Consider the following 23784-nt stretch of genomic DNA (forward strand, 5'->3'; position numbering starts at 1 on the left):
AATCGTTCCACCGCCATAACTTTATAGTAGAATTCCTTGCAGCCCTTTATCAGGTACAAGCTCAGATATTCTCACTAGTATATTACGCCTACTGGCTTATTTTGTAAAACGTATATATCCTGTTTTTATACGTCTGCTACCGATTCCTCCCTATTTTTTTAAATGATATGGCACCGTCGTCACGATCAGATTTCGCTTATACAGCAGGAATGCCCTGATCAACAAACTCGATTGATTGTGGAGAATGTTGTGCCAATTTCGCTTCGGGATAAACTGAGGGATGATCACCGTTACCCGGAAATTCGATTCCGCCGCTTTATGTTCAACCGTATCAATAAATTTCGTTAAGGGATGCACAATGCTCCGATAATGGGAGTGCAGGGTGACTAACCGTACATCTGGCTGCCATTTATTCCACTTCTGCTCAAACTGCTTTTCAACATCCCGCTCAAAAGCCACATATACCGCGATAATCTGATCTGGGGACAGCGATTTGGCATAGTTAAGCGAATTCTCGACCACATGAGTAAAGCCCGCAACAGGCACGATCATGACATTTCCTTCAATCGGGATTGCTGGTTCACAAGATGATAATCGTAATTGTTCGCCGACGGCATCGTAATGCTTTTTGATTTGATGAAAAATGAAAACAATCAGTGGCAGGAAGATAAGCACACTCCACACTTGTCCAAACTTGGTGATAAAGAAAATCATCATGACAATGAAGCACATGAGCGCACCGACCAAATTTACGGTTAATTTAAGCAGCCAACCTCCTGGCTTCTCCCGTATCCATTTCATCAACATGCCGGTTTGTGACAGCGTAAATGGAATGAATACACCCACGGCGTAGAGAGGGATTAGCTGCTCCGTTTGCCCTTTAAATACGATGATGAGCAGCATTGAGGAAACTGCCAGAAAAATAATCCCGTTCGAATACCCCAAACGGTCTCCACGCATCGTAAACATTCTGGCTATAAATTTGTCCTTGGCCAGATTAACCGCTAACAAGGGAAACGCGGAATATCCTGTATTCGCCGCGAGAACTAGAATCATCGCGGTTGTACCTTGAACGACATAATACATGATGTTGCGACCAAACGTGACCGTTGCGATTTGGGAAACAACTGTTTCCTTTTCCATTGGCGAAATGCCATAGTAGTACGCTAAGTAAATAATGCCCGCGAATAGAATAGCCAATAGCAAACCCATGGCGATCAATGTTTTGGAAGCATTTCGCGGGGCAGGCTCCTTAAAGTTGGGAATGGCATTGGATATGGCCTCAACCCCCGTTAAAGCCGAGCTGCCCGATGAGAAGGCTCTTAACAAGATGAATAAGGAAATCCCCGTAACCGATGTCCCTAAGGGAGCATGCAAATCAGGAGAAATTTGACCTGTAAATATCTTATACATACCGACACAAATGAGAATAAATAGCGCAACCACAAACAAATACACGGGATAGGCTAAAATAGAAGCCGACTCTGTTATTCCGCGAAGATTGAGAATCGTAATAAAAAGCACAAGCGCGAGTGCAATAGGTACCGTATATGCGTGCAGACTCGGAAAGGCTGACGTGACCGCATCAGTACCCGCGGATATACTTACTGCTACGGTCAAGATGTAATCCACTAATAGGGAGCCGCCAGCGAATAGTCCTGCGTTCATTCCGAGGTTTTCCTTCGAAACGACATACGCCCCCCCTCCTTGCGGATACGCAAAGATGATTTGTCGATATGACAAAATAAGAGCTAGTAAGAGAAACAGAACACCGAAAGCGATAGGAATTGTATACCAAAATGCGGCTGCACTAACCGTTATTAACACGAGCAGAATCTGCTCAGGTCCGTACGCTACTGAGGAAAGTGCATCCGATGAAAGTATGGCCAGGGCCTTCTTCTTATTAAGCTTCTGCTCCCCCAATTCGTGTGACTTCAGGGGTTGGCCAATTAACAATCGCTTCAGATCAGATAACAATGTGTACACCACCCAGATGTAATATGTGCTATGATCGTTTCAGTTTGCCCTATTTTCCAGAAAAAATTATAAATATTGGGAAATTAGCTTGTATGGTAACGCAAAAAGCGACCGATCACTTTGATCAGCCGCCTCTCTTTACGCTACAAATTGTATCGGACATCATACAAAAAACCGCTTTTCTCATTTCTCCGATACTCTGGTGCACGATGCTTAGAAATTCGCAACATTCCTGGATTAGACAAAGGATCCGTGGCTGCACTTGGATCCATTTTCTTCTCAGTTAATTGTGTCAACATCCCTCTTACTTGATCCATGTCCAATCCGTATTCACGAGCCGTCTTCATTAATTGAATCCATGCCTCTTCCTCGTTCAAATCGTTTGACCACACTTTCTTATCCAAGGTAGATTCGTCCTCCCAAGAAGTCCGTTTCGATTCATATACGATCATGGACCTATTATAACGAAGCTCTAATAAAAAGTTTGTCGTTTGTCGTATTTATATTCCATTTTTTTGAGCATCTTTTTAGCGCGCACTTACCAAATCATTACCTTTCAATTTCTCCTTATTTATTTAAACTTCTGGTCTGAAGTGTTTCTAACGCGGTATACTCATCCTCAAATAATTCCATAAAACTGGTTAGTCCAACGATTCGAAATATCTTCTGATAATGCTTCGAAACACCGCAAGCGCAAATCGTATACTCCCGCTTCCGCGCCTCTCTTACGAAACGAATCAAGACAGCGATCCCCGCACTGTTCAAATAATGGAGCTTCCCCATATGAAACAAAATATAATGAACATTATCGGCGCCATGAAGCCAAGGGAACGCTTGCAGAATGAGATTCTCCCCATCCCTATTGAGCTCGCCACTCAACATCACACACCAAATATCATGAATTTGCCCGGATGTTAACTTCAGATCCTGCTCCATCCTTATCATCCCCCACGCTTACATGCATATTTAACCTCATTTCAATATACGAAAGACCATTACCTGTATGAAATCGCCACGAATCCGCTAACTGATCGATAATCTGAAGCCCCCAGCCGCGCGGATTACGTTCACTTTCCATGACGCTCATGATATCTTGAAGTTTAGGAATTCCCTTCCAACTATGCCCACCACCCTCATCATACACACGAATAATGAAGATGCCATGTTCAAAATGAAACACCATCACACATGTCTTTTCCACATCCGAACGATTCCCATGTTCAATGGCATTGAGGCATGCCTCAGAAACCAAAGTTTTAATATCCTCCAGCCTATCCTTTAACAGTCCAAGCGAATCCATAAAAGGTTCCACTGCAGCCATAGCAATTCGCTCCGATCTCGGTAGACATGGCAGCAGGATTTCCATGCTTTGATGTCGCTGTTCAAACAACGCGTTCACCCCCTATCTCATTTCCACCTCATCGTAGATCTAGACCTAGTATACAGACCTAATCTTACCGCTTACTTACAGATCCACTTGATTTCGTTCTATACATCCACATTGGAACTTCTTCCTTCTCCCGTTCCAGCTTGGCAATATATCTTTCACATAGCTTGGCTGACGCATGATGATCTCCCATATTTTCGTAATCGAGATACAGCTGTCGAACCGTCGATAAGTTCCATTCATCTGTTCCCAATAGCGCTTCCCCATAAAAGATAGCTGATTCGAACTCGCCAGTTGTTTTGGCGTGCTCCCACAATCGTTTCAACATCCGCTGTTGGCTCTGTACCAGATCGGTTCGGAAGAAGGCCATCCAATCCTCGTATTCAAATTCTGGAGCAATGACGGGGCGGAACATCCGTTCAGCTCTCTCGTAAAGCTCCAACGCTGCCGCTCGATCGTCGTACCATAATTGATGACCTACGGATGCCAACTTTCTGTAATCCTGAACATCAACCCCTCGTATTCGTTCCTCATTGAGCATTAACAAGCCATTCTGAAACGTAATCCAACCTTCTGAGGAACCTGTTTTCTTCTTAAAAAGATTCCGCAAGCGGTGTACCACAACATGCAAATAATTGCCTGCTTGTTCTTCCTGTTCATCATTAAATAGTTGATGAAGCACAATTTCTTTGACCGCGCGATACCTAGGTTGGAGCAACAGCATGGCCAAGAGCTGCTTCGTTTTCTTCCGTCCTTGATTGTTATCCAGCAATACCGATCCAGTACTAGCGTATCCTTGAAAGGCTTCAAAAAACGTAAACTGATACGTTAGGGGGTCACTTTGTACATGAACGACATCAGGATCTAACTGTTTGTGGGTTAGTTGTCGTTGTTCTGCTTGGTGAATCCAAAAGGGATCCCCATATTGCCGTGCTTTTTGCAAGATCGAGGCTTGATCGTTTCCAACTACTAACAGATGGTGGATAAGCTCGGTCTCCATATCCATATATCCAGCGCTCGTGATGGGGACTGTTGCTGCATCCTTGCGTCTCCACCTGACAATAGGGTGCTGTTCCGTATAATCAGTTCCGCCATCTGGAAGAAGAAGCTTGAGACGTTTACAAAACATACTGTCCGCATGCCACTTGCACCAATTCTGTACGGCGGCCTGCCAACTTGTCTCTAGCGGATGTGACTGCTCAGGCTCCCGAAGTAGATACAACGCCATCTTTTCATAAATTCTTACATACAGCCAGCTCGTTATATCGTCATTTGCTGGATTGAGCTGCAATAAACCGGAATAGCGGGTATTCACTTCCTGATAATGCCCATTCATCACCGCACATTGTGTAAGGAAAAAGTGGTGGATCACCCACTCGAAGGAATATTTTTCAGGTGTCTCTTCCTTGATTTGCTTCATCAACACGTCCAGGTCAGGCTCCCATCCGCGCATGTCCAGAATGAGAAGTCCGAGCAGCGAAAATCCAGCCGTAAGCCTGTTCGTATCGCCAATTTGACCGAGAATGGGGATGAGTTTGCGTAATCTTTTTTCAACTAAAGGTTCAGGTTTACATAAATACTGTCTCAATAACAGCAAATACGCACTACTCGGGTAACAGTTCAGAAGCCATTCTTCCCTTTCATACCAAGCTTTCTCTATGCTGCACTCCTGCTCTTCTGACCAATATCGGCCGATGTTGCTTTCTAGCCATTCCAGGCCATGAGAATCCCACGGATCAACGATTATCGTCAAAGTAAGCCCCCCTCTCTCGGTATTTTGTCATATAAATACGCCACTAAAAATGATAGTAAAAATCGCTATAAACTTGCTCTATCTTTGTATGCAAATTCATATAAATAGAGAAAGGTATTTTCCATATATTGTAGAAATCATTTATCAAACTCTTTCAAAGGTGGGCGTTTATGGCAATCATTCCATTACTCTTCTTTATGGCAGGTATTCAAGGCTGGGTTCTCTCATTACCATTGTTTGGTCCTTTATTAGGACCACTTGCGGCTGAGCATGGAGCCGACCCTGTGAAAATGGCAACCTTGTTCTTAAGCTTTTATGCCCTATCTTTTTTTCTCTGGGGACTTATTTTACACTACTTAAAACCTGATTTAAGACGTATTCAGCATCTTATGTATATGAATATCGTTATTTGCCTGCTGCTCAACCTTTCCTTGTTAGTGGTGAATGCCGAAGCTTGGCCCCTCATTTTTAGCCTCATAGGACTATTTGCCACATTGCCCTCCTTGGCTTGGATTTATATGTTAACGAAATTAGTGCCTAGCCATCGCCTCGGACTGATCTTTGGCATCAACGGTACGTTGGTTAGTCTTTTCAACTATGGTTTTAGAGCTGCCGATTTACCCGCTATGGCAGGTGTATTCCTTTCATGCGCGCCAATCTTACTAGCCCTGCTCATGCTCCCTTTGATCTCCAAGCTGAAGCCGAATACAGACATCGATCATGCTGTGAAAAGAAAACATAGTGGCAACGCAACCCCCTTGTTCCTCTTCTTTTTCATCATTTACTTGCTCGGAGGGATCATGTATGAGGTCATTGCTCCCTTTATGGCCAGTCACACCATTTTCATGAACTATTTCGAAAAATTACCCTATGTGCTATTGATACCCGTTATCGGCTGGATCATCGATCGCCATGGCTTTAAAGCAGTCGTCTACGGAATGGCCTGCTTGGGCATTGCTTATACGACGTTTGCACTGCCTGCTTCCTTCGGTACAGCGATCGTGGGAAGTACATTTATTGAAATTGGCTTTGCGTTTCTCGATGTATTTGTTCTTTACTCCTTAGCCGTATGGAAAAGCAACAATCGACCTTTTCTCTTTATGGGAGCGGGACTAGCTGTCTACATCCTGTCGATTCGCGTGGGGCTAAACCTGAATGCCATGATCGTTCCGATTTCCCAAGGAAATTACCAAATGACCTACCTCTTAGCGCTCGCCATCCTGATGATCTGCTTCCTTCTCGTCCATTGGTTAAGGGATGTGGAGCCGCGCGAAGTGGAGAAAACTGTGCAATTAGGCGAGCTCTCTCATTACTACAACGAGAAAGACGCTGAATTAAAGCTTGCTGCCAAAATCCAACAACAAATGCTGCCGAGCCGCTTTGAGCTCCCGGAAGGCGTTGAGGTTGCCGCTTTCTTAGCTCCAGCTAAGGAAGTCGGCGGTGATTTCTACGATGTCATCTCCCTAGATGCGAACCGTGTCTTATTCGTCATTGGTGACGTTACCGATAAAGGCTCACCTGCCGCATTAGTCATGTCAACCGTCGTCGGCCTGATCCGTTCAGAAGCCTACCATAAGCATTCCTTATCCGAAATGATTACACAGCTCAATCGTGTCATATACTCTCACAATTCCACAAGTATGATTGTTACGCTAGGTCTGGCTTTAGTCGATACAGAAACACAAACATTAACTTATGCCAGCGCAGGGCATGTCGCACCTTATCTCATCAAAGAAGACGTCCTAGAGTCCATCGATTCATGCTCATTTCCCATCGGAGTCGATGCTGAGATCGAGCCTTACCTCATACAAATGCCGATTAAGCAAGGCGATATCCTGGTCTTGTATACGGATGGCATGATCGAACTCGAGAATCAAGAGAAAGAAATGTATGGCTTCGACCGATTTGAATACTTGTTAAGTTCGCAGCCCTCCGTAGCCGCCTCACCAAACGACATTAAATCGAAGATCCTCTCCAACGTCCATTCGTTCGCTGAGAACGGTATTTATAAAGATGATATGACCCTACTGGTTGTTAAACTTGTCGGATAAGAACAACATTGTGTTCAAAGCGAACAAACCACAACTCCTATACGTAGTTGTGGTTTTTATTTTGCAAATCGCTACGTTACTCTTGTCCTATCTCCATATTCTTCTAGTCCTATAATAACGAGAATTCATCAAAAAGTTTGTCAGATGACGTATGTAGTTTAACAGAATGTTCTGTAGGTTTTTGTAGAATCGTAGCAAAAGAACTGTTAGATATGCTAACGGTTCTTTTTTTGTTTGTCATTTCTTAATAAAGAACGAAAACAAGAGAAAATCAAAGAAAATAACACTATAAAGAACAATATTGTTTCTTTTAGTGAACAAAGTGCGAGAAAATGGCGATATTCAGGCTTTTACTTCCCTTCATTTTTTCTATATAGTCGATCTTGTGGTTCTCAATAAAGAACAACACGAACGAATGGAGTGAACGATGGTGATGCGGTATAGACGTTGTTCCAAACACGCACATAACAAGAAGCCCACACAGCTAGTCACGATCTGGCTTTGTCATGCTATTTGTATCTCAGTCTTAGCCGGCATGCAAACCATCCCTACCTATTCACTCCTAACCGCGAGCACGTCAATCTCCATGACTTATACATCCGCAAGCGTGTTTTGCCCATCACCTGTGAATCCTTCACCGATTGGGACTGTCACCGAGCTTGTATATAGTTCGGAAGGTACTGTAACGAATAGTGTCTATAGCTCTTCCGTCGCCGTGCAGCCCACTCCTTCTGCATGCGCACCACCTAATCCCCCACCAAGATCAGCAACAGTAACCGAGGATGTCTATCAGGCACATGAATCTAAGGAAATGGAAGTGATTAACCTCAATGGGTTGGAAAATGAAATGGATTAGCAACAGCATTACTTGTCTCTTGGGCTTTCTTTTAATTATTACTTTGTTCTTCGCCACCTCGTCAAAGCTCTCAGGAGGATCTCCTAAAATATTCGGCTTGCAAATGTTCGCCGTTTTATCCGGATCTATGGAGCCTCATATTCATACTGGATCGGTTATTTTTACGAAGCCAAATATTCCAGTTGACCAACTTAAGGTTGGCGATGTGATTACGTTCAAATCGACCGAAGCTCCTGACATGCTGATTACCCACCGGATTCAAGAAATTAGCTCCGCATCTGGCGTTCTTGAATTTGTTACCAAAGGGGACGCCAATGATGCAGAAGATCCCGCACATGTCTCCGCGACTAACGTCGTTGCTCAATACTCGAACATCACGATCCCTTATCTAGGTTACTACTTCGAGTTTTTGAAAACCAAACTCGGGCTTTCCCTGCTGCTTATCATCCCTGGGTTACTTCTAATTGTTAGTTCTGTCGTCGGTCTGTTTCGCGAAATATTAAAGCTTGAAAAAGCCGCTAAATCAAAAGAAAGCACAGTCACCAACTAGGTATTAACCTGCTTTGTCACCTTTCCGGCTCATCTGAAGGAAGGTTTCAAATACAACCCTTAAAGGGAAAAAACAATTCATGGGAGGAATATGTCAATGAGTATGAAAACAAAATTAGTTATGCTAACAGCCGTATCAGCTTTAGGGGCCACTATGGTAGCCGGAGGATCATTCGCCTTATTTACTGGAAGTGCAACAAATAGCAATACGTTTGCATCAGGTATTGTGAAAATCGAAGATTTCACGGGCAGCGCGATTCAATCCACCATGCTCACTTTTGAGGACCTTGCACCTGGGGATGAGGGTAAAAAATTAATTACAGTTAAAAATACAGGCTCTTTAGATGCTTGGATTGGTGTAAATGGAGTAGCTACACAAGCAAGTCGAAGCGGCGATTTATTTAGTGGTACCACACCATTAGAAATTACATTCGATAAGCAACCCGTTCGCGTAGCATCTGGCCAACCAGCATCCTTATATGTGTATTATAAAATGCCTTTAAATGCAAATAATGATTATTCCCGTAAATCAGGTAGCGTTAGTTTTGTCATCGATGCTGTTCAAGCTCGCAATAATGAGAATAGTGCACACACCGTTCCGTACTACTTCCCTTCCAATGATATTCCTGTCGTTAGCACTAGCATTTCAGATACAACTGCGCCTGTCATCTCAGATGCGCGTGCAGTTTACGATGGACCTAATCGCGTTCTGGTCGCCTTTAAATCTAATGAAGCCATCGACTTGAGCCCAACAAGCGTTGGCAACGTTATTATCCGCTACGGAAATGGATTTGGAAATAACTTCCATGACGCCCTTCGAGGCAACAACCTCCCTATTGTCAAAAACAAACTGTGGGATGGCTACTTAAATAGCTATACCGCCGGTGTGGAAACGAAGTACAGCACAGGCGCTCTAGGAACAGTAGGCTTTGTAAATACTTTACCTGCTGGTAAAGAAATTAGTACAGTTGTTGTTCCATCTATGGCAGATGATGCCTGGTTAGCGGCACTAGCTGGTGATGCTCCTTATATTCGTCTCGAACTGAAAGATAACTATGGCAATACGTCTGTACAATACATTCCGCTTACACACTAATTGACATGTAGTTTTCTATACTAATAATTAGCTCCGCAGAGAACTCTCTCTCCGGAGCTTTTTTAAAAGGAAGTTTGCTATGATTGGTCAACGCATACAACACATTCGAATGGAAAGAGGGTTCACATTATCTGAACTAGCAGAGAAGGCATCCATTGCAAAGTCCTATCTGAGTAACGTGGAAAGAGGCATTCAGACGAATCCCTCCCTTCATGTGATTGAGAAAATCGCTGCCGCACTTGATGTTGCAATTGATTCCATTGTCATTGAACCAACAAATGACGAAGAAGAGGTTGCAGACTGGAATCAACTTATCTTAGAGGCCATGGAGCTCGGTGTGGATAAAGCACAATTTCGTGAACTTCTAGCGTTTCACAAATGGAAGTCCATTCATCAGCAGAACGAATAAGGCAGGCAACACCACACTGATCGAAACATTTTGTATCAGAACACCCTCGTCGTTCTCATTAGGAATAGCGAGGGTGTTTTTCAACACCTTGAATTTGTTGCGTATTGTATCATTTATATTACAAAAAGGCTAATCCTTTACTGATTCTTTCCCCCAAAACAATAGTCCTGACTGATTCACGATAACACGGGCATCCACCATTTTTACCACTATTTCTGTCATCGTTATTTGCTGCAGCATCTCTCTTACCTGCTCCAATTTAAGGCCTTGATCACGCGCACTCTTGATTAACTGAACCCATTCCTCTTCCTCGCTTAAACCCATTGACAACCCCATCTCTTCCAAAACAGTTGCCTCCTAAAGAAGTTAGTATCACATCATTCATGGCTATAGTCCTATTATAAATAGATTCTTTTAAATTGTTTGTCGGTTGTCGTATATATATTCCATTATTTCTTGAAGCATTTTGTAGAATTTTGAAAAGGAATCATAACGTCTCTAGTCACATTTACATATTTTATCAATTTTATTCGTTTTTGAGTTAAGATTTGCTATAATAAGAGTATTAAAATTAACTCTAAAAAGGAAGTTTATTATGATCGGTCGACGCATTCAACAAATTCGCAATGAAAGAGGTCTCTCCTTATCTGAACTAGCTGAAAAGGCATCCATCGCCAAGTCCTATTTAAGCAATGTCGAACGGGGGATTCAATCCAACCCCTCTATTCAGGTTGTTGAAAAAATTGCGACGGCTTTAGATGTCTCGATTGAATCCATTTTAGTTGAAACGACTGAAGGTGGAGATTTAGACGCTGGCTGGTACCAACTCGTCTTGGATGCCATGGCTTCTGGTGTGAACAAAGAGCAATTTCGCGAGCTTTTGGAGTTTCACAAATGGAAGACGAATAATGTACCGAAAGAGTAGCGCGCCGCGATATTCTAATGCAGTAAAAGTGACGGAACCTCGTTCCACTATTTCCTTCAAAACGCAACAAATCAGAAAGTTACGGAACGTGGTTCCGCTAATCAGTCATACGCGCAGCTAATTTAGCCTTTTTCGACGAAATAGCGTCCTCTCGTTCCGTATCTATGCGAATTCACCCTTTTATTTCCTAAATAGGGGAACCACGTTCCGTATCTTCAGTTGTTGAAGGCAGGAAAGTCTAGGCTGTAGTTGAAATAAAAAAAAGAACACTAGCATCATGCTCTAGTGTTCAGTAATCGTATTAATTTCGCTAGACAATCTCCACATCAATCAGCTTGAACTGGGTCACATCGACAAGCCCCCGGTTGGAGATGCGAATCTCCGGGATCACAGGCAGAGCGATCAGGGAGAACGTCATGTACGGCGCATTCATCGAACAGCCGATTTGTTTCCAAGCTTGATCCATCTGCGCAACTTCCGCTACCACTTCTGGCAAGCCCTTCTCCGACATCAGACCCGCGATGGTCATCTGGACTTGCGCCAGCACCTTGCCATTTTCAACCACAATCATGCCGCCGCCCATCTTCACAAGCTCATTCGCAGCAAAAGCCATATCTGCTTCATCGATCCCCATCACGAGGAGATTGTGACTGTCATGCGCCACTGTTGAGGCAACTGCGCCAGACTTCACGCCGAAGCCATGGGCAAAAGCAAGTGAAATCTGACCTGTACCTCGGTGCCGCTCGATACTCGCTAGACGAACAATATCTTGCTCCGCATCGGGTTGAATGATGCCCTGCCGGATAGCGAGCTCTGCTGTCATCTTCTCTGTTCGGGCACTGTTCTCGATGACACTGATCACATTGACCTTCGTTAGATCTTGCGCAGTAGCCGTTGCGAGCTTGAAATCTTCCGCCTGAAGCTCCCGCTTCACATTCATTGAATTGCGGATATGCGCTGGATAGGTGAACACAGGGAATTCCACGACAAGCTTCCCTTGCTCAGCAATCACTTGACCATCCGTAATCACGGTGGACGGCTCCATCTTCTGCAGATCTTCCATCAACAGAATATCGGCGCATTTGCCTGGTGTGATCGAACCCAAATCATTCTCCAGCTTGAAGTAGCGCGCTACATTGATCGTCACCATTTGGATCGCGGTGACCGAATTCACGCCCTCTTCCATAGCGCGTCGTGCCACATGATTGAGATGCCCTTTCTCCACCAGCGTTTGCGGATTCACGTCATCCGTAACGAGAGAAATATTGGACGTGTTGACGCCATCCTCGGTGACAATCTTAATCACCTCTTTGACATCGTGCCAAGCAGAGCCTTCCCGAATCATGAGATGCATCCCCATGCGAACCTTATGCAGACCTTGCTCCCGAGTTACCGTCTCGTGATCGGACGTTACGCCGGTTGCGAGGTAAGCTTGCAGCATACGATCATCGTCACTTGGGAAATGCCCAGTGACCGTCTTCCCGTTATGGAGCGTCGCTTCGATTTCTCCGCACATCTTTGGATCACCGTACACAACACCTGGGAAATTCATGACTTCGCCCAGTCCGACCACGTTGTCCCACTGCAGACCAGCTTGAATATCCGCAACCTCCAGCGTAGCGCCCGCATCTTCCAAATCATTCGTCGCGGGTACGCAGGATGGAAAAGTCGTAAACACTTTGAGCGGCAGCCCCTGCCCCTCTTCATGCATAAGACGAACGCCTTCCGCACCAAATACATTCGCGATCTCATGCGGGTCCATGAAGATCCCCGTTGTCCCTTTAACAATAGCCGCCTTGGCAAATTCCGTAACGGAAAGCATCGTACTTTCGACATGCATGTGGCCGTCCAGCAAACCAGGCACCATGTATTTCCCAGCGGCATCGATGACATGCGTTTGTGCACCGATGGTATGATCTGCTTTTCCTATGTAGGCGATGCGTCCTGCAGCAATCGCGACATCCATATCTGCAAGAAGTTCACCTGAATACACATTCACTAAAGTACCATTTTGAATAACGAGATCTGCAGCAGCTTCTCCCATGGCCACCTTAGCCAGTGTTCGACTTACATCTGTTAGTTGATTTCGATTAGCGGTATAGCTCATAGTTCCCGTACTCCTTTACCCTTACATTATCGTGCCTATTAAAATGTACACTTTAATGTATATGTGAGCAACTTGTAAAGAATATCGGACGGGAGACTCAGTTGTATGCCTTTTTCAAATGCTCCGAAATCGACGTAAAAGAGAAGTCCTTCAATATATTTTCCAGCTTGGCCTTCGTCCCATTTACGTTATAGTAATGAATGAAACGCTCTTTGAATGGCAGATCCAGCTTATGCTCCTTCACATCAATCTCCCGTGGATGCAAGTAAACAATGGAGCTCTTCCCTTGGCGATTAGCTGATTGAATAGCTTTTCTAATGATAAATTCAGGGAAAAATCTGAAATAAAATCCGCCGGTGTAACCGATATTTCGACCAGCCACCTTCATCACAGACATCGGAATTTCGAATAAGTTAAGCTCTCTGCCATTCACCACAGGCTTATGTATACCTGTCGGAGCTGTCGGAATACCGTACAAGAAGGTTTTTACAGGAAAAATACTTGCGTCATACGTCAAGCCCATCTCTTCCAAAACTTCGAGATAGTGTAGATTTTTCTCAACGATGGACCAGGACGGGGCGCGGTACCCCATCACTTTCGTTCCGGTTAAATTTTCGAGAATATCGACTGATTTTTGGACATCCATACGAAACTCTTCTCTAGTTTGTTTATACGCTAATTCATGGGCATAACCATGAGATGCAACATCATGACCTTCATTCGCGATTGCCTTCACGATATCTGGATAATCCTCACCAATACAGCCAAGTGTAAAAAAGGTCGCTTTACATCCCGCATCGCTGCACATCAAAAGCAATGTATCCATGTGCGCTCGAAAGCTAGAGCCCTTGCTGCGATCCGGTCTTACGTTGTCATAGTTCGCATGAAACCATTCCTCAATATCAAACGTGAGGATGTTGGTCATGGGCTTCGCGGAATTAGACATGCTTCTTGATCCCCTTAATGGCGAATGAGGTGCATAAACGATCATACACTTTCCATTCTGCGCTTCCCTTGGAAACGTATGGGAAGGGATGATAGATCTTTAAGAACTCGATATGCTCAAATCCGTGCTCGATGAACACTTTCTTCAGTTCATCCATGGCGTACATGCGATCGAACTTCTTGGATTTCTCGAATAGACGCAGCATTTTGCGCTGCCATGACCTGCGATGCAGAGTTTCAATCAGCAGTGTCCCACCGGGCTTCGTCACTCTAGCCAGCTCCCCAATCACCGCGCGATATTGCTCGATAAGCTGAATGACGCCAATGCATAGGACGAGATCAAATTTCCCATGCTCAAAATGAAGAGCCGTCAGATCATCCGAGGAGGTCCGGAGACCTCTTTCCGCCGCGAAAGCGAGGCTGCGCTCCGAAAAATCCACACCATACACCGTGTTGGCCCCAACGAGCGGTTCACTAAAGGCGCCTACGCCACAGCCAGCATCCAAAACTTCTTTCCCTTGGAGCTCTCCCAGCCAACTGAGCGTATGATTTCGCTGCAAAAAGAAGCTCTCTTCGTTATAGTAATCCGAGGATTGTACAGACGCTCCATGAACTTCCGCTCTCTTGTCAAAATACTGCTTCCAGCTAAGATTAGACATGATTTATTTCCCCCGATTTAGATGACAATTATAGTTTGAGCGTTACGGCATTAGATATTTAATGAGTTGCTTGCCAACCGGTTCTGTCACGAAGTTAGGTATCACTTTCCAGAGCTCTATGAATAAGCGAAGCTTTTCTTTGTCTGGAGGACCTTCCTTCTCATCAGCACCCATAACGAAATACTTCAGCTGCTCCGCCTTGGCTCCCCATTGTTCTTTGTACGTGTACGTACCCGATCCTGTTTGTGAGCGGCCGAGATCAAGCTGCTTTAGCCCGCTCTTTATGCCAAACTTCACAGCTTCCCAGTACATAAAGTTATTCAAGTATTTGTGATTGTACTCGGTCAAATTAGCGCCATACGGATAATAAAGCGTTGAATCTCCAGGGCTCATGAGCAGCAGCATACCGCCTGCTACCTCGCCGCTCTCCGCATCCATGACCGTTAACAGAACGGAATGATGAGGTAAGTATTCGAAGAATCGCTGGAAAAATCGGATATCCTGAGCTGGTGAACCGAGCTGCTTCATGCGCCGGACATACACCTTATGAAAGGGTTCCAGATTCTCCTTATCAAAGGAAACCTGAAACCAATTGTTCTTGTAGACCTTCCGAACATGATTTCTATTGCTTCGAGTGGAGAGGGATAATACCTCATCTTCCTCGGTTAATGGCAACACAAATGTGTGATTAGTAAGGTTCAGCTTGCCATGACATGTATCCAGCCCAGTAAGCAACTGCGACATTTGCATATCTACGTTAGAGCTCGTCCCATCCTTAAGCCTCAACTCAACGTAGCTAAGACGATATTTCGCCTTAAGTTCAGCAAGGGCAGCAATAGCAAAGTGAGCAGCCATCTTATTTACGGCACAAATGTCGGTATAATTGACGAAAGGAAGTGAAACGCCTACCTTTTTAAGCCCTAAGTTTCGACCGCATGTCAATGGAATTATGGCGTAAATATGATCGTTTTGATCAACAACAGCATGATATAAACAACGATAACCGAACGAATCGAGCAGAATCTTTCTAAAAGCCAACGTATGAAAAACCGTCCCCTGAGTCCACGCAAGCCGGTCCCATTCTTCCCTCATATCTTCTGTAAATGGCAAACAACGGTACATACGAACTATCCTCTCAGCCATAAAATAACGCCAATCATGATAAACACACATCCAGCCCACTTCATAGCGCTAATTTGTTCATGGAAAATCATAATCGAAACGAGGATCATAAAAATATATTGAATACTCGACACAAAGGTCACATAGCTCAGATCAAATTGGGACAAGCAATAAATCCAAATAAACGCAGCCAGCGCATAAAAGGCAAAGCCTGTCACAATCAATGGTGTCGTCATGTAGCCAATAGCTATCGCCATGATTCCGCCTTCAAAATTGACCGCTCGGCCACCTAATTTAAGCAAAGTACTGGCCACAACAGTCATAAGTACACTGGCAACTAGCATGAAATATTTGATGACTTTTCCTCCTTGCTATACTTCTTCTCCAGCTCTTCTAGTCTAAGCTTCGTCAAACCTAATTCCTGTGTCAGCGTTTTGTTATGCAGCTTTAAGCCCGAAATACTGATACTCGTATTCAGTAGAAGCAGGTAAGCAGATGCGATGAGAATCGCGAAAAAAGCGGAAGGCGCATAGTCGACGCCAAGTAGACCGGAGAACCACTCCATCAGATTCGTGAACATGGACATGATTAGCGTAAATATGCCGATGACAAACCATACAATGGCATATTTCTCTCTAAGTCTTCTTGCTCTAACCATCATAAATACGGTACTAATTAGAATTAAACTGAAAACCACACCCATTAATTGCACACTATACAGATGATTTTCGCTCGGCATCTTTCCTACCACCTTGTCCTTGTTCTTGTCCTTGAATAGGAGAATAAGATTGACATGATCACTTTCGTCATATAGTAGGGACTTTTGATCGGCGTAATGGAGGAGACGCCATGTTCACGTTCTCTCATTTCAACACCTATTTCACCGATCCGAAGCCCATGTTTGCTTAGCAGAATAATAGCATCAGGCTCTGGATAATCGTCTGGATAGAATTGACTTAACAGCTCAATGCTCTTGCGATTGTACAAACGAAAGCCTGAAGTGCCGTCCGTAATTTTCGTCTGGATCAATAATCGGAATAGATAATAGAACACTTTAATCCCCAAGCGTCTTGTCCAAGTGGTCTGAAACGACTTAATGTCTAGAAACCTAGAGCCGATGACCATATCGCATCCGGTTTGCGTCATCGAGGCATGAAGCTTGCTTACTTCACGGGGAAGATGCTGACCATCGCCGTCAATTTGAACCATGTAGGAATACCCGTGAGCATTCGCATATTTGAAGCCAGTTTGCACCGCGCCGCCGATCCCTAAATTATACGGAAGGTCCACCACCTTGACTCCTCCAGCTTGCTTGGCGATATCCGAGGTGCTGTCCTTCGAGCAATCATTAATGACGAGAATATCGCAATTCGGAAGATTCTCACGAACATCCTTGATTACTTTCAAGATATTGTTTTGCTCGTTGTAGGCCGGAATTACAATGAGTGTTTGTTTCGTTTCCATAGATGCAGCCTCTCCTTAAGTTTCCTAATAATGAATAGGATGAAGCTGATCAATCTGTCCAACCCGTACCCACAAACGATGCAGATAAATGGTAACGCAGGCAGTTTATATCGATACATGCTATCCATGAACAACACTAAGCAAAAAATAAATATCGAGAGAATGACCAACCAGATGATCGATGCTTTTCGGAAGATTCGGTTCTTTATTGCGGCATAAGTTCCGGTTAAGAATAATAGCAAGGGGATGAGATCATTGGCAAACTTGATAATCCCCGCCGCATTTCGCAAATCTGTCTTCCATACCCACCAGCCAAGAAAGGCGATAACCCTTCTGCCGTATAGCATCAAGACATGGTCCCAGTTGTGAATGAGAAAGCTTAGGATCAAGCTGCCAAAAATATCGATACGATAATCCGGACGATAGGCATAGTCATAACTCGATGCGTTATCATAGATCCATCCTTTAGCGTAAATATTATAGAGAACCAGCTTCGCGTTATATTGCAAAGAGGCAATAAACGGATTATGGCCCATCAATAGATACACAGCAGCTGCCAGCGCAATAAATGAAGCGCATATAATAAGATACCTGTACCGTTTCAGCAAGTCTATTATTTTATATTTGTTAAGATGTAGGGCTAGATATATGAAAATAAAAACTAGCGTCAGCACGCCCGTTGGCCGGAACACCAGCATGATGAGCGAGGAAATGGCAAACAACGTTATATAAACTTTCTTGTTGCTCTCTAGCATTTTAAGAAGGAGAAAAACATTCAGCAGAACTAAATTCATGAAAAAACTATCGGAAAGAATGTACATGGACCAAATCATAATATGCCATGAGGTGGCATAGAAGTACGAGGCAATAATAGCCGCTAATCGGTTAAATAGCTTACGTGTGATGAGATACACTAGAACAACACTCGCGGCTGTCGTGATCGCCTGTATGAAAATAACCGCATGAGGATTCTTAAACACACCTAGCAACAACGTGAGAATGAGGTTATAGCCCAGATATAAAAGATCATTCATGTGTAAACCAATTTTGAAATCGGCTAACAGGTTATATGCGTAATTGAGATACCACTCCGAGTCTTCAGACTGCGGAAATCCCTTCGGTGAGTTCAATTTATAAAAAAAGTACTGTAAAACTTCCTTCAATGAAAGTAATAAAAGGGGGAGAATATAAATCCATTCGCAATTTTTGTATTTGTGATAGAGTTGATACACGCAGGTTACATCTCCAAATCTGTAATTGTGATGAAATTGTAAAAAAAGTGTGATCTAAATGTGAAAATGCGAAACCCCTTAGATTTTTCGACATTTTTCTTGAAATTCCTTCTTGATATCGAATATAAATAAATATATTTCTGAGAATGCGAAAAAAACCCTTGTTCAAGGGTTGTCCTCACCTATTTTAGCAGGCATGAAGCATGCAAAAGTGCAACTATTATTGCTGAAGCGTCTCATTTGGCGCCTAGAAACCCGCTATTTACTTATTGTGAATCCTCCTGAAAAATGGTACGCTTGTTTTTGTAAGATATACTTTACAGGAGAGTGTAAGGATGAAAAATGAACTAGAAAAACCTTTGTATTATAATGGAAGCGGTACGATTCAATTACCCCAGAAAACGTCAGATTCCAAGGATATCATTATTAAACCCGTAGGTGTGAAAATCGAGCACATTCAGATCCCTTACTTTCCCTACCAGTAAAAAGATTTAGCTTAGCACCCTATATTTAAGGATAAGCATGCGCCCCTCCTTCACATGACAGGCGGGGCTGTTGTTGACAGCATGCCAGCAAGCAGTAATGTTACGATAGCTAGCCCCATTTCCAGGCGAACTCCCCATACAAATCTTGTAAATACAATCGTGAAAATAACCGTATTCCCCTGTATCATAGCTTTCATTCGGGGCATCAGTACCCGTCGGTGGAATCCAGCAATCATTATAATGACGACAAAAGCCGATGATTTGGCCAGCACGAATTGGCCATATTCGCTCTGAAATAGTGCTTCCCAACTTTTTAGCCGATACAAAGAAAGTATAACTCCGCTAATGGAAACAAGACCCATGGCCGGCAATGCAAATGAGGAAAATCGGCCAATCAGTCTGTTCAATGATGTTAAATTTTCGAGCGTATGCTCTCTTTTACTTGTTGCTATCCATACTTTCGTTAATCCTCCAAACCAAATTGCTGCGGCAATCATATGTAGTCCGTGTGTCGTAACGCCGTACCAAACACCGGATACAGACGCATAAGCATGCCCAGTTAACGGAAATGTGACAATGAGTAGAATGGCTAATGTCGCTTTTAAAAAGAATACTCTGTGCTTATCCCTTGTCGGGACAAAGGTTAACACAAGCATCCAACCTACTAAAGCAGGTCGAATCCACGAAGTCATACCGATCATCGTTGAGGCGATGATGGTTTGCAAGTTATCCCAAACACTTTTCAAGCCGCCTCCGCTCAATTGATCCGCCAATATCCAATCATGCAAAGCCCCCGACAAAATCAAAATGACGAATGCGATGACATATATTCGACGCTCATTGCTTTGTGAACGCAAGTCCCTTGTTCCCATTTGAGGAAAATCCCAACTAATAAATGTAAAAAAAAGTGCGCCAGATATCCCGATCGTTGCCAGTACTTCTACAATCCGCAGCAGATGATAGCTGTTAGTTCGCCAGTTTTCAGGTTGCTGTACGTTTGACTCCCCTACTACTTCACTCACTGGAGTCTCCTTCATCTTTCCTGCTTCGGATTCCAGTGACTTCTCCATAATTGGCTTTGAATACTGACCATTGTCTAATGGAGTGGGATTCGCTGTGTTAGAAGCAGTAGTCCCGTTATTGATCTCCTCTTTCTTTTCCTGATCTTCGTTGTGCAAAGGCGATGGCGATTGTTTGGGCGTCGATTCTGGTTGAGGTGATGGAAGAGCGGTCTTTCCAATCTGGGATTTCGTTTCGGACTTTGTTTCTGGCTTTGTTTCTGGTTTTGTTTCTGGTTTTGTTTCAAGCTTTGCTTCGGCTTTCGTTTCGGGTTTTGTTTCTGCCTTTGTTTCAGGCTTTATCTCTGGCGTTGACTCCGCCTTAATAGGCGCTGCACTTGGCTCTAATGAGGGCACGACCACCTCAAGTGAAATCGTTTCACTCGGCTTCTCTTTGCTTATTGGGATCGCAACAGAGAAGCGGAATGAGCCTTCGGTCACATGCGTATCGGCAGACAGCACCTGCCATTTCACCTTATAAATACCATCATCCAGCTTCGGAATTGTATAGATCAACCATCTATCATCTGCAGCACTTAACTTGCCGCCAATGATGTTCGCATTCCGATCTTCAACTGTAATTCGGCTCAGTTTCGAGTCAACCGCTTCCGTAAACTGAATACGGATTTCAGGAGGTGATTCCTTCAGAACGGCATTCTGCAGCGGGGTAGATCGCTCCATATTGGCATGAGCACTTACTTGAGAGGGCAGCCCAAATAACACAACGAACAGGTATACAGCAAGTCCCATCCAGGGGAACCTCAATAGAATCACATCCTTTTAAAACAAACAGAGCCCCAGGATAGGAATAATGGGCCCTGTTTGTATGGTTCTACAGCTTGGTATAAATCATGACGGCTGCACGCGATTCCCCAACAGCAGGCAAATACTCGACGATCGCACCCAAGCTCTCCGCAGCGGTACGAAGTCCGACTAATCCTACTTTGTTATAGGCTGAGTCCACATGTTTTTGCAGAAACGACGCATCAACATTGGTTACACCGTCTTGAGTGAAAACGTTGTCCCCTTCCACTAATTTCCCATTTACATAAACATGCGGAATCGGATTTACCTGACCCAAGGGCAAATGAACAGAACCCTTCTGCACCCTATATGTCATCGTTAACGAATAATTGACTTTGGCGTACTCGCCCGCCTTGCTCTCGTCCGTTGACATGGAGGCTCTCAATAAATAGTCATCTGCCGGCCCTGTTTGGAAAGTAATCAGACCATTGGCATCTGATTGAAAAGTTTCTGCCTCCGAATTGCTTCGACGAATGAGAGATACTTCCGTATTCGCTACAGGGTTGCCCTTCAGAAGAAGCTGAACGGCAACCCTTTCATTCGGCGTAACAGCTGCCGGGTTGAATTGGGGGACGAATTCGGCACGGTCCAGATTGACGGGCTTCGCGAATCCGCGCAATGCTTGCACTCGGTCGAGCGTTGGAATGTCGCTTATGGCCACAAATGATTTGGCGCTGCGGAGGGACCGACTAGCCGTTGTCGTGTTGATGCTGTCCGCTTCAGCCGTAACAATATAGGCACCGGGCACAGATGACGTGAAGGTAGCGATAAAGCCATTGTTAACCGCAGGCTCTTTGTCCGTTGCTGCTTCGCCCGTGTAGAAGCGTGTAGCCGTAATATCTACCTTTTTACCTGCAGGCGTAGTGACATAAACCTTGGAGGTATCTGGGCTCCACTGACCAGCAATCCGATAACTCTTATGCTCATTCGAGTGATTGCCAAGCAGCAGCTCCACATAAGATACTTCGCCTTGAGCCATAATGGGAGCGTTAGTTTGAGACCAACCATCATGGGCATACGCGTGTGCTGCCAAAATGAATGTGAGCGCTGCGGTAAGCGCGATGACTCCTATTTTTTTCATACGCATGCGTAGTATATCCTCCATTACGTTAGAAAGTGTTATTCAACGACCACTGTTGCTTGCATGCTTGGATGAGTGGAACAATAATACGTATAGGTGCCGGCCCGAGTAAAGGTAAAACTCCATTTATCACCAGGAAAAATATTTCGGCTATCAAATTGAACATTAAGATCTGTAACCGTATGAATTTGCGTATCCTTGTTGATCCAGGTCACTTTGGTGCCTGCTTTGATCTTAATCTCCTTGATCGAAAAAGCCGCTTGATTAATCGTCACGAGTTGCTCCCCTGCTTGTGTCGTAGAGGATGAATCCTCCGTCGTCGGTGTCTTTGTCCCCATATCCATGTTCATACCCGCATGCATATTCATCTCATGTTTATCCGGATCATACAAGAGAGTGACATTTCCCGTTGTTGGATCATATCTAACCTTAGCCCCAAGGTTCTCAGAGACAAATCTGAGTGGAACCATACTGAATCCGTTTTGGTTTATTGGCGGCTGATCCAGGGTAAATTCTTTACCATTTATGATGACTTTGGTGCGATTAATCCAAAGCTGGATTTGGGTATGTTTGGTCGTATAGACAACCGATTTCTCCTCATCGATCCAGCGAATCTCGGCTCCCAGCTGATTCCCAATAAAGCGGAGCGGAACATATGTCGTATCGTCAATCAACTGCGGTGGAACATCCAATGGTATCCGTTGTCCGTTCACCTGAACATTTGTATCTCCAGCATGCAAAACGATCGATGTACTCGCAGCAGAAGCGATGCTGACCATCGTATGCAATCCGCCAGGATACACGCCATTATTCGTATTATCTACGATGTTATGACTGTGGAAGGGGAAATCCCCGTCCTGTGTGAAGGTAACTAGCAAGTCATACCTTTCCGCTGGGCCGATATTAATCGTATCCTTATCAAAATAAGCTGGTAACGGCCGCCCATCCGAAGCAATGACCTGAAAATGATGACCATGCAAATGCAAAGCATGTGCCTGATAGCCCGAGTTAATCACACGAACTAGGATCGTTTCGCCAACTTTGCCCTCAATTAAGGTTGTTGGATCCGCTTCTGTATCTGGAAAAGCTTTTCCGTTAATTGTCCAGTAACGAGGATGGAAATCAGTACGGTCGTAGGCCGTGCCTGTTTCAACAGCTTTATGCCACACAGGATCAATTTCGTTCATGACATACGTATACTCTTTGTCATAGGCTGGACCGCCCGTCCATGCTTGATTGGCTCCGTCTTTTGCCTTCACAATAAATGCTCCATGCATGCCCATCTGCAAATGTTCCACGGTATCCACATGACAGTGATAAAAATATGTACCTGCATGGTCTGCCGTAAAATGATAAGTAAAACTATCACCTACCAAAATATCTGTGGAGGTATGCGGTACCCCGTCATTGGCTTGATCCGTGTCGAGTCCATGGAAGTGGATCGTATGGGCTAACCGTTTTATGCCCGTTTTTTTCGGCCCGATGTTCGTTAACGTGACTTCTACTTGATCCCCTTCGTTCACAATTAAAGTTGGCGCAGGATATACGGCAGTTCCTTGTTCGTTCTTTAGACTGTATCCCCAGACATACACCTGTGTTTGATCAGGTAACGTTAAATAGCCATCTGTCGCATACAAATGGAACTTCTTGACTGTCACAGCACCCTCAGCTCTAGCGAACTGTGATTGAACATATAGAATGCCAGTTAACATAATAATTGCTGCGAAAAGGAAGGGATGACACGCAAGGCGCAGCCATCTATTCGAACCTATCGTATTCATCGCGTGCAGTCCTCCTGGTAAAAAGCATGAGAGAAGCACCCAC

At 44.3% G+C, this 23784-nt stretch carries 24 protein-coding genes; 7 read left to right on the plus strand and 17 right to left on the minus strand.

Annotation, left to right across the window (positions count from 1 at the left end; genetic code table 11):
* Window positions 1-150: 150 nt before the first annotated feature.
* The 5 genes from AC58QO_RS28635 to AC58QO_RS28655 all read right to left on the minus strand — a co-directional run bounded on the left by AC58QO_RS28635 (window position 151) and on the right by AC58QO_RS28655 (window position 5117).
* The gene (locus AC58QO_RS28635; RefSeq protein ID WP_497271609.1) at window positions 151-1977 is read right to left on the minus strand and encodes an APC family permease; all 1827 of its coding nucleotides are present in this window, start codon (window positions 1975-1977) and stop codon (window positions 151-153) included.
* Between the two features lie 143 nt (window positions 1978-2120).
* The gene (locus AC58QO_RS28640) at window positions 2121-2381 is read right to left on the minus strand and encodes a hypothetical protein (RefSeq protein ID WP_497271611.1); all 261 of its coding nucleotides are present in this window, start codon (window positions 2379-2381) and stop codon (window positions 2121-2123) included.
* A gap of 163 nt (window positions 2382-2544) precedes the next feature.
* Entirely contained in the window at window positions 2545-2913 is a 369-nt protein-coding gene (locus tag AC58QO_RS28645; RefSeq protein ID WP_497271613.1) for an STAS domain-containing protein, read from the minus strand.
* A complete protein-coding gene (locus AC58QO_RS28650; RefSeq protein ID WP_497271614.1) occupies window positions 2873-3367 on the minus strand; it encodes an ATP-binding protein in 495 nt (164 codons plus the stop codon). Before AC58QO_RS28650 ends, AC58QO_RS28645 begins: the two co-directional genes overlap by 41 nt.
* 64 nt (window positions 3368-3431) lie before the next feature.
* Entirely contained in the window at window positions 3432-5117 is a 1686-nt protein-coding gene (locus tag AC58QO_RS28655; protein WP_497271616.1) for an AfsR/SARP family transcriptional regulator, read from the minus strand.
* 170 nt (window positions 5118-5287) lie between these two features.
* On the opposite strand from AC58QO_RS28655, the gene AC58QO_RS28660 reads away from it, so the two are divergent.
* The 5 genes from AC58QO_RS28660 (at window position 5288) to AC58QO_RS28680 (ending at window position 10078) form a co-directional block, all read left to right on the plus strand.
* Entirely contained in the window at window positions 5288-7168 is a 1881-nt protein-coding gene (locus AC58QO_RS28660) for a PP2C family protein-serine/threonine phosphatase (protein WP_497271618.1), read from the plus strand.
* A 433-nt stretch (window positions 7169-7601) separates the two neighbouring features.
* A complete protein-coding gene (locus AC58QO_RS28665; RefSeq protein ID WP_497271620.1) occupies window positions 7602-8024 on the plus strand; it encodes a hypothetical protein in 423 nt (140 codons plus the stop codon).
* Complete coding sequence (sipW, locus tag AC58QO_RS28670; protein ID WP_497271622.1) at window positions 8011-8574, plus strand: signal peptidase I SipW; 564 nt, start codon at window positions 8011-8013, stop codon at window positions 8572-8574. Before AC58QO_RS28665 ends, sipW begins: the two co-directional genes overlap by 14 nt.
* A 96-nt stretch (window positions 8575-8670) precedes the next feature.
* Window positions 8671-9669, plus strand: coding sequence for a TasA family protein (locus tag AC58QO_RS28675; protein WP_497271624.1), 999 nt, complete (start codon window positions 8671-8673; stop codon window positions 9667-9669).
* A 79-nt stretch (window positions 9670-9748) separates the two neighbouring features.
* Window positions 9749-10078, plus strand: a complete 330-nt coding sequence (locus tag AC58QO_RS28680; RefSeq protein ID WP_497271626.1) for a helix-turn-helix domain-containing protein — start codon at window positions 9749-9751, stop codon at window positions 10076-10078.
* Window positions 10079-10207: 129 nt separating this feature from the next.
* Here AC58QO_RS28680 and sinI read toward each other — a convergent pair whose 3' ends face one another.
* Complete coding sequence (gene sinI, locus AC58QO_RS28685; RefSeq protein ID WP_497271800.1) at window positions 10208-10414, minus strand: DNA-binding anti-repressor SinI; 207 nt, start codon at window positions 10412-10414, stop codon at window positions 10208-10210.
* A 259-nt stretch (window positions 10415-10673) separates the two neighbouring features.
* Here sinI and AC58QO_RS28690 point away from each other — a divergent pair, with 259 nt between their 5' ends.
* On the plus strand, window positions 10674-11003 hold the full coding sequence (locus tag AC58QO_RS28690) for a helix-turn-helix domain-containing protein (RefSeq protein WP_497271628.1): 330 nt from the start codon (window positions 10674-10676) through the stop codon (window positions 11001-11003).
* A 310-nt stretch (window positions 11004-11313) separates the two neighbouring features.
* Here the strand turns inward: AC58QO_RS28690 and ade are convergent, their stop codons facing one another.
* From ade to AC58QO_RS28730, 8 genes are all read right to left on the minus strand, one after another.
* Window positions 11314-13110, minus strand: coding sequence for an adenine deaminase (gene ade, locus AC58QO_RS28695; protein ID WP_497271630.1), 1797 nt, complete (start codon window positions 13108-13110; stop codon window positions 11314-11316).
* A gap of 97 nt (window positions 13111-13207) precedes the next feature.
* Window positions 13208-14056 (minus strand): DUF3473 domain-containing protein, encoded by an 849-nt coding sequence (locus AC58QO_RS28700; protein ID WP_497271631.1) that lies wholly within the window; start codon window positions 14054-14056, stop codon window positions 13208-13210.
* The gene (locus AC58QO_RS28705; protein ID WP_497271632.1) at window positions 14049-14714 is read right to left on the minus strand and encodes a class I SAM-dependent methyltransferase; all 666 of its coding nucleotides are present in this window, start codon (window positions 14712-14714) and stop codon (window positions 14049-14051) included. The genes AC58QO_RS28700 and AC58QO_RS28705 overlap by 8 nt, the downstream gene beginning before the upstream one ends.
* A gap of 42 nt (window positions 14715-14756) precedes the next feature.
* The gene (locus tag AC58QO_RS28710; RefSeq protein WP_497271634.1) at window positions 14757-15836 is read right to left on the minus strand and encodes a GNAT family N-acetyltransferase; all 1080 of its coding nucleotides are present in this window, start codon (window positions 15834-15836) and stop codon (window positions 14757-14759) included.
* A gap of 5 nt (window positions 15837-15841) precedes the next feature.
* Window positions 15842-16138 carry an EamA family transporter gene (locus AC58QO_RS28715; RefSeq protein WP_497271636.1) on the minus strand — a complete coding sequence of 99 codons (297 nt, stop codon included), beginning with the start codon at window positions 16136-16138 and terminating at the stop codon, window positions 15842-15844.
* A gap of 35 nt (window positions 16139-16173) precedes the next feature.
* A complete protein-coding gene (locus AC58QO_RS28720; RefSeq protein ID WP_497271638.1) occupies window positions 16174-16575 on the minus strand; it encodes a DUF2304 domain-containing protein in 402 nt (133 codons plus the stop codon).
* A gap of 5 nt (window positions 16576-16580) precedes the next feature.
* Entirely contained in the window at window positions 16581-17300 is a 720-nt protein-coding gene (locus tag AC58QO_RS28725) for a glycosyltransferase family 2 protein (protein ID WP_497271640.1), read from the minus strand.
* Window positions 17273-18532, minus strand: a complete 1260-nt coding sequence (locus AC58QO_RS28730; RefSeq protein WP_497271642.1) for a glycosyltransferase family 39 protein — start codon at window positions 18530-18532, stop codon at window positions 17273-17275. Before AC58QO_RS28730 ends, AC58QO_RS28725 begins: the two co-directional genes overlap by 28 nt.
* 335 nt (window positions 18533-18867) lie before the next feature.
* Between AC58QO_RS28730 and AC58QO_RS28735 the strand changes: the two genes are divergently transcribed.
* On the plus strand, window positions 18868-19017 hold the full coding sequence (locus AC58QO_RS28735) for a hypothetical protein (RefSeq protein ID WP_497271644.1): 150 nt from the start codon (window positions 18868-18870) through the stop codon (window positions 19015-19017).
* Window positions 19018-19067: 50 nt separating this feature from the next.
* Here the strand turns inward: AC58QO_RS28735 and AC58QO_RS28740 are convergent, their stop codons facing one another.
* The 3 genes from AC58QO_RS28740 to AC58QO_RS28750 form a co-directional block, all read right to left on the minus strand.
* Window positions 19068-20840, minus strand: coding sequence for a copper resistance protein CopC (locus tag AC58QO_RS28740; protein WP_497271646.1), 1773 nt, complete (start codon window positions 20838-20840; stop codon window positions 19068-19070).
* Window positions 20841-20907: 67 nt separating this feature from the next.
* The gene (locus AC58QO_RS28745; RefSeq protein ID WP_497271647.1) at window positions 20908-21966 is read right to left on the minus strand and encodes a DUF4198 domain-containing protein; all 1059 of its coding nucleotides are present in this window, start codon (window positions 21964-21966) and stop codon (window positions 20908-20910) included.
* Between the two features lie 32 nt (window positions 21967-21998).
* Window positions 21999-23741 (minus strand): stalk domain-containing protein, encoded by a 1743-nt coding sequence (locus AC58QO_RS28750; protein WP_497271649.1) that lies wholly within the window; start codon window positions 23739-23741, stop codon window positions 21999-22001.
* Window positions 23742-23784: the final 43 nt, after the last annotated feature.

This window comes from Paenibacillus sp. J31R30, assembly GCF_059692115.1.

Excerpts from the sequence above, each read along its gene's own strand:
- AC58QO_RS28645 (WP_497271613.1), bottom strand. The coding sequence starts at position 2,913 with ATGGAGCAGGATCTGAAGTTAACATCCGGGCAAATTCATGATATTTGG.
- AC58QO_RS28660 (WP_497271618.1), top strand. The coding sequence starts at position 5,288 with ATGGCAATCATTCCATTACTCTTCTTTATGGCAGGTATTCAAGGCTGG.
- AC58QO_RS28665 (WP_497271620.1), top strand. The coding sequence starts at position 7,602 with ATGCGGTATAGACGTTGTTCCAAACACGCACATAACAAGAAGCCCACA.
- sipW (WP_497271622.1), top strand. The coding sequence starts at position 8,011 with ATGAAATGGATTAGCAACAGCATTACTTGTCTCTTGGGCTTTCTTTTA.
- AC58QO_RS28675 (WP_497271624.1), top strand. The coding sequence starts at position 8,671 with ATGAGTATGAAAACAAAATTAGTTATGCTAACAGCCGTATCAGCTTTA.
- AC58QO_RS28680 (WP_497271626.1), top strand. The coding sequence starts at position 9,749 with ATGATTGGTCAACGCATACAACACATTCGAATGGAAAGAGGGTTCACA.
- sinI (WP_497271800.1), bottom strand. The coding sequence starts at position 10,414 with ATGGGGTTGTCAATGGGTTTAAGCGAGGAAGAGGAATGGGTTCAGTTA.
- AC58QO_RS28690 (WP_497271628.1), top strand. The coding sequence starts at position 10,674 with ATGATCGGTCGACGCATTCAACAAATTCGCAATGAAAGAGGTCTCTCC.
- ade (WP_497271630.1), bottom strand. The coding sequence starts at position 13,110 with ATGAGCTATACCGCTAATCGAAATCAACTAACAGATGTAAGTCGAACA.
- AC58QO_RS28700 (WP_497271631.1), bottom strand. The coding sequence starts at position 14,056 with ATGTCTAATTCCGCGAAGCCCATGACCAACATCCTCACGTTTGATATT.
- AC58QO_RS28705 (WP_497271632.1), bottom strand. The coding sequence starts at position 14,714 with ATGTCTAATCTTAGCTGGAAGCAGTATTTTGACAAGAGAGCGGAAGTT.
- AC58QO_RS28710 (WP_497271634.1), bottom strand. The coding sequence starts at position 15,836 with ATGTACCGTTGTTTGCCATTTACAGAAGATATGAGGGAAGAATGGGAC.
- AC58QO_RS28720 (WP_497271638.1), bottom strand. The coding sequence starts at position 16,575 with ATGCCGAGCGAAAATCATCTGTATAGTGTGCAATTAATGGGTGTGGTT.
- AC58QO_RS28725 (WP_497271640.1), bottom strand. The coding sequence starts at position 17,300 with ATGGAAACGAAACAAACACTCATTGTAATTCCGGCCTACAACGAGCAA.
- AC58QO_RS28735 (WP_497271644.1), top strand. The coding sequence starts at position 18,868 with ATGAAAAATGAACTAGAAAAACCTTTGTATTATAATGGAAGCGGTACG.
- AC58QO_RS28745 (WP_497271647.1), bottom strand. The coding sequence starts at position 21,966 with ATGCGTATGAAAAAAATAGGAGTCATCGCGCTTACCGCAGCGCTCACA.
- AC58QO_RS28750 (WP_497271649.1), bottom strand. The coding sequence starts at position 23,741 with ATGAATACGATAGGTTCGAATAGATGGCTGCGCCTTGCGTGTCATCCC.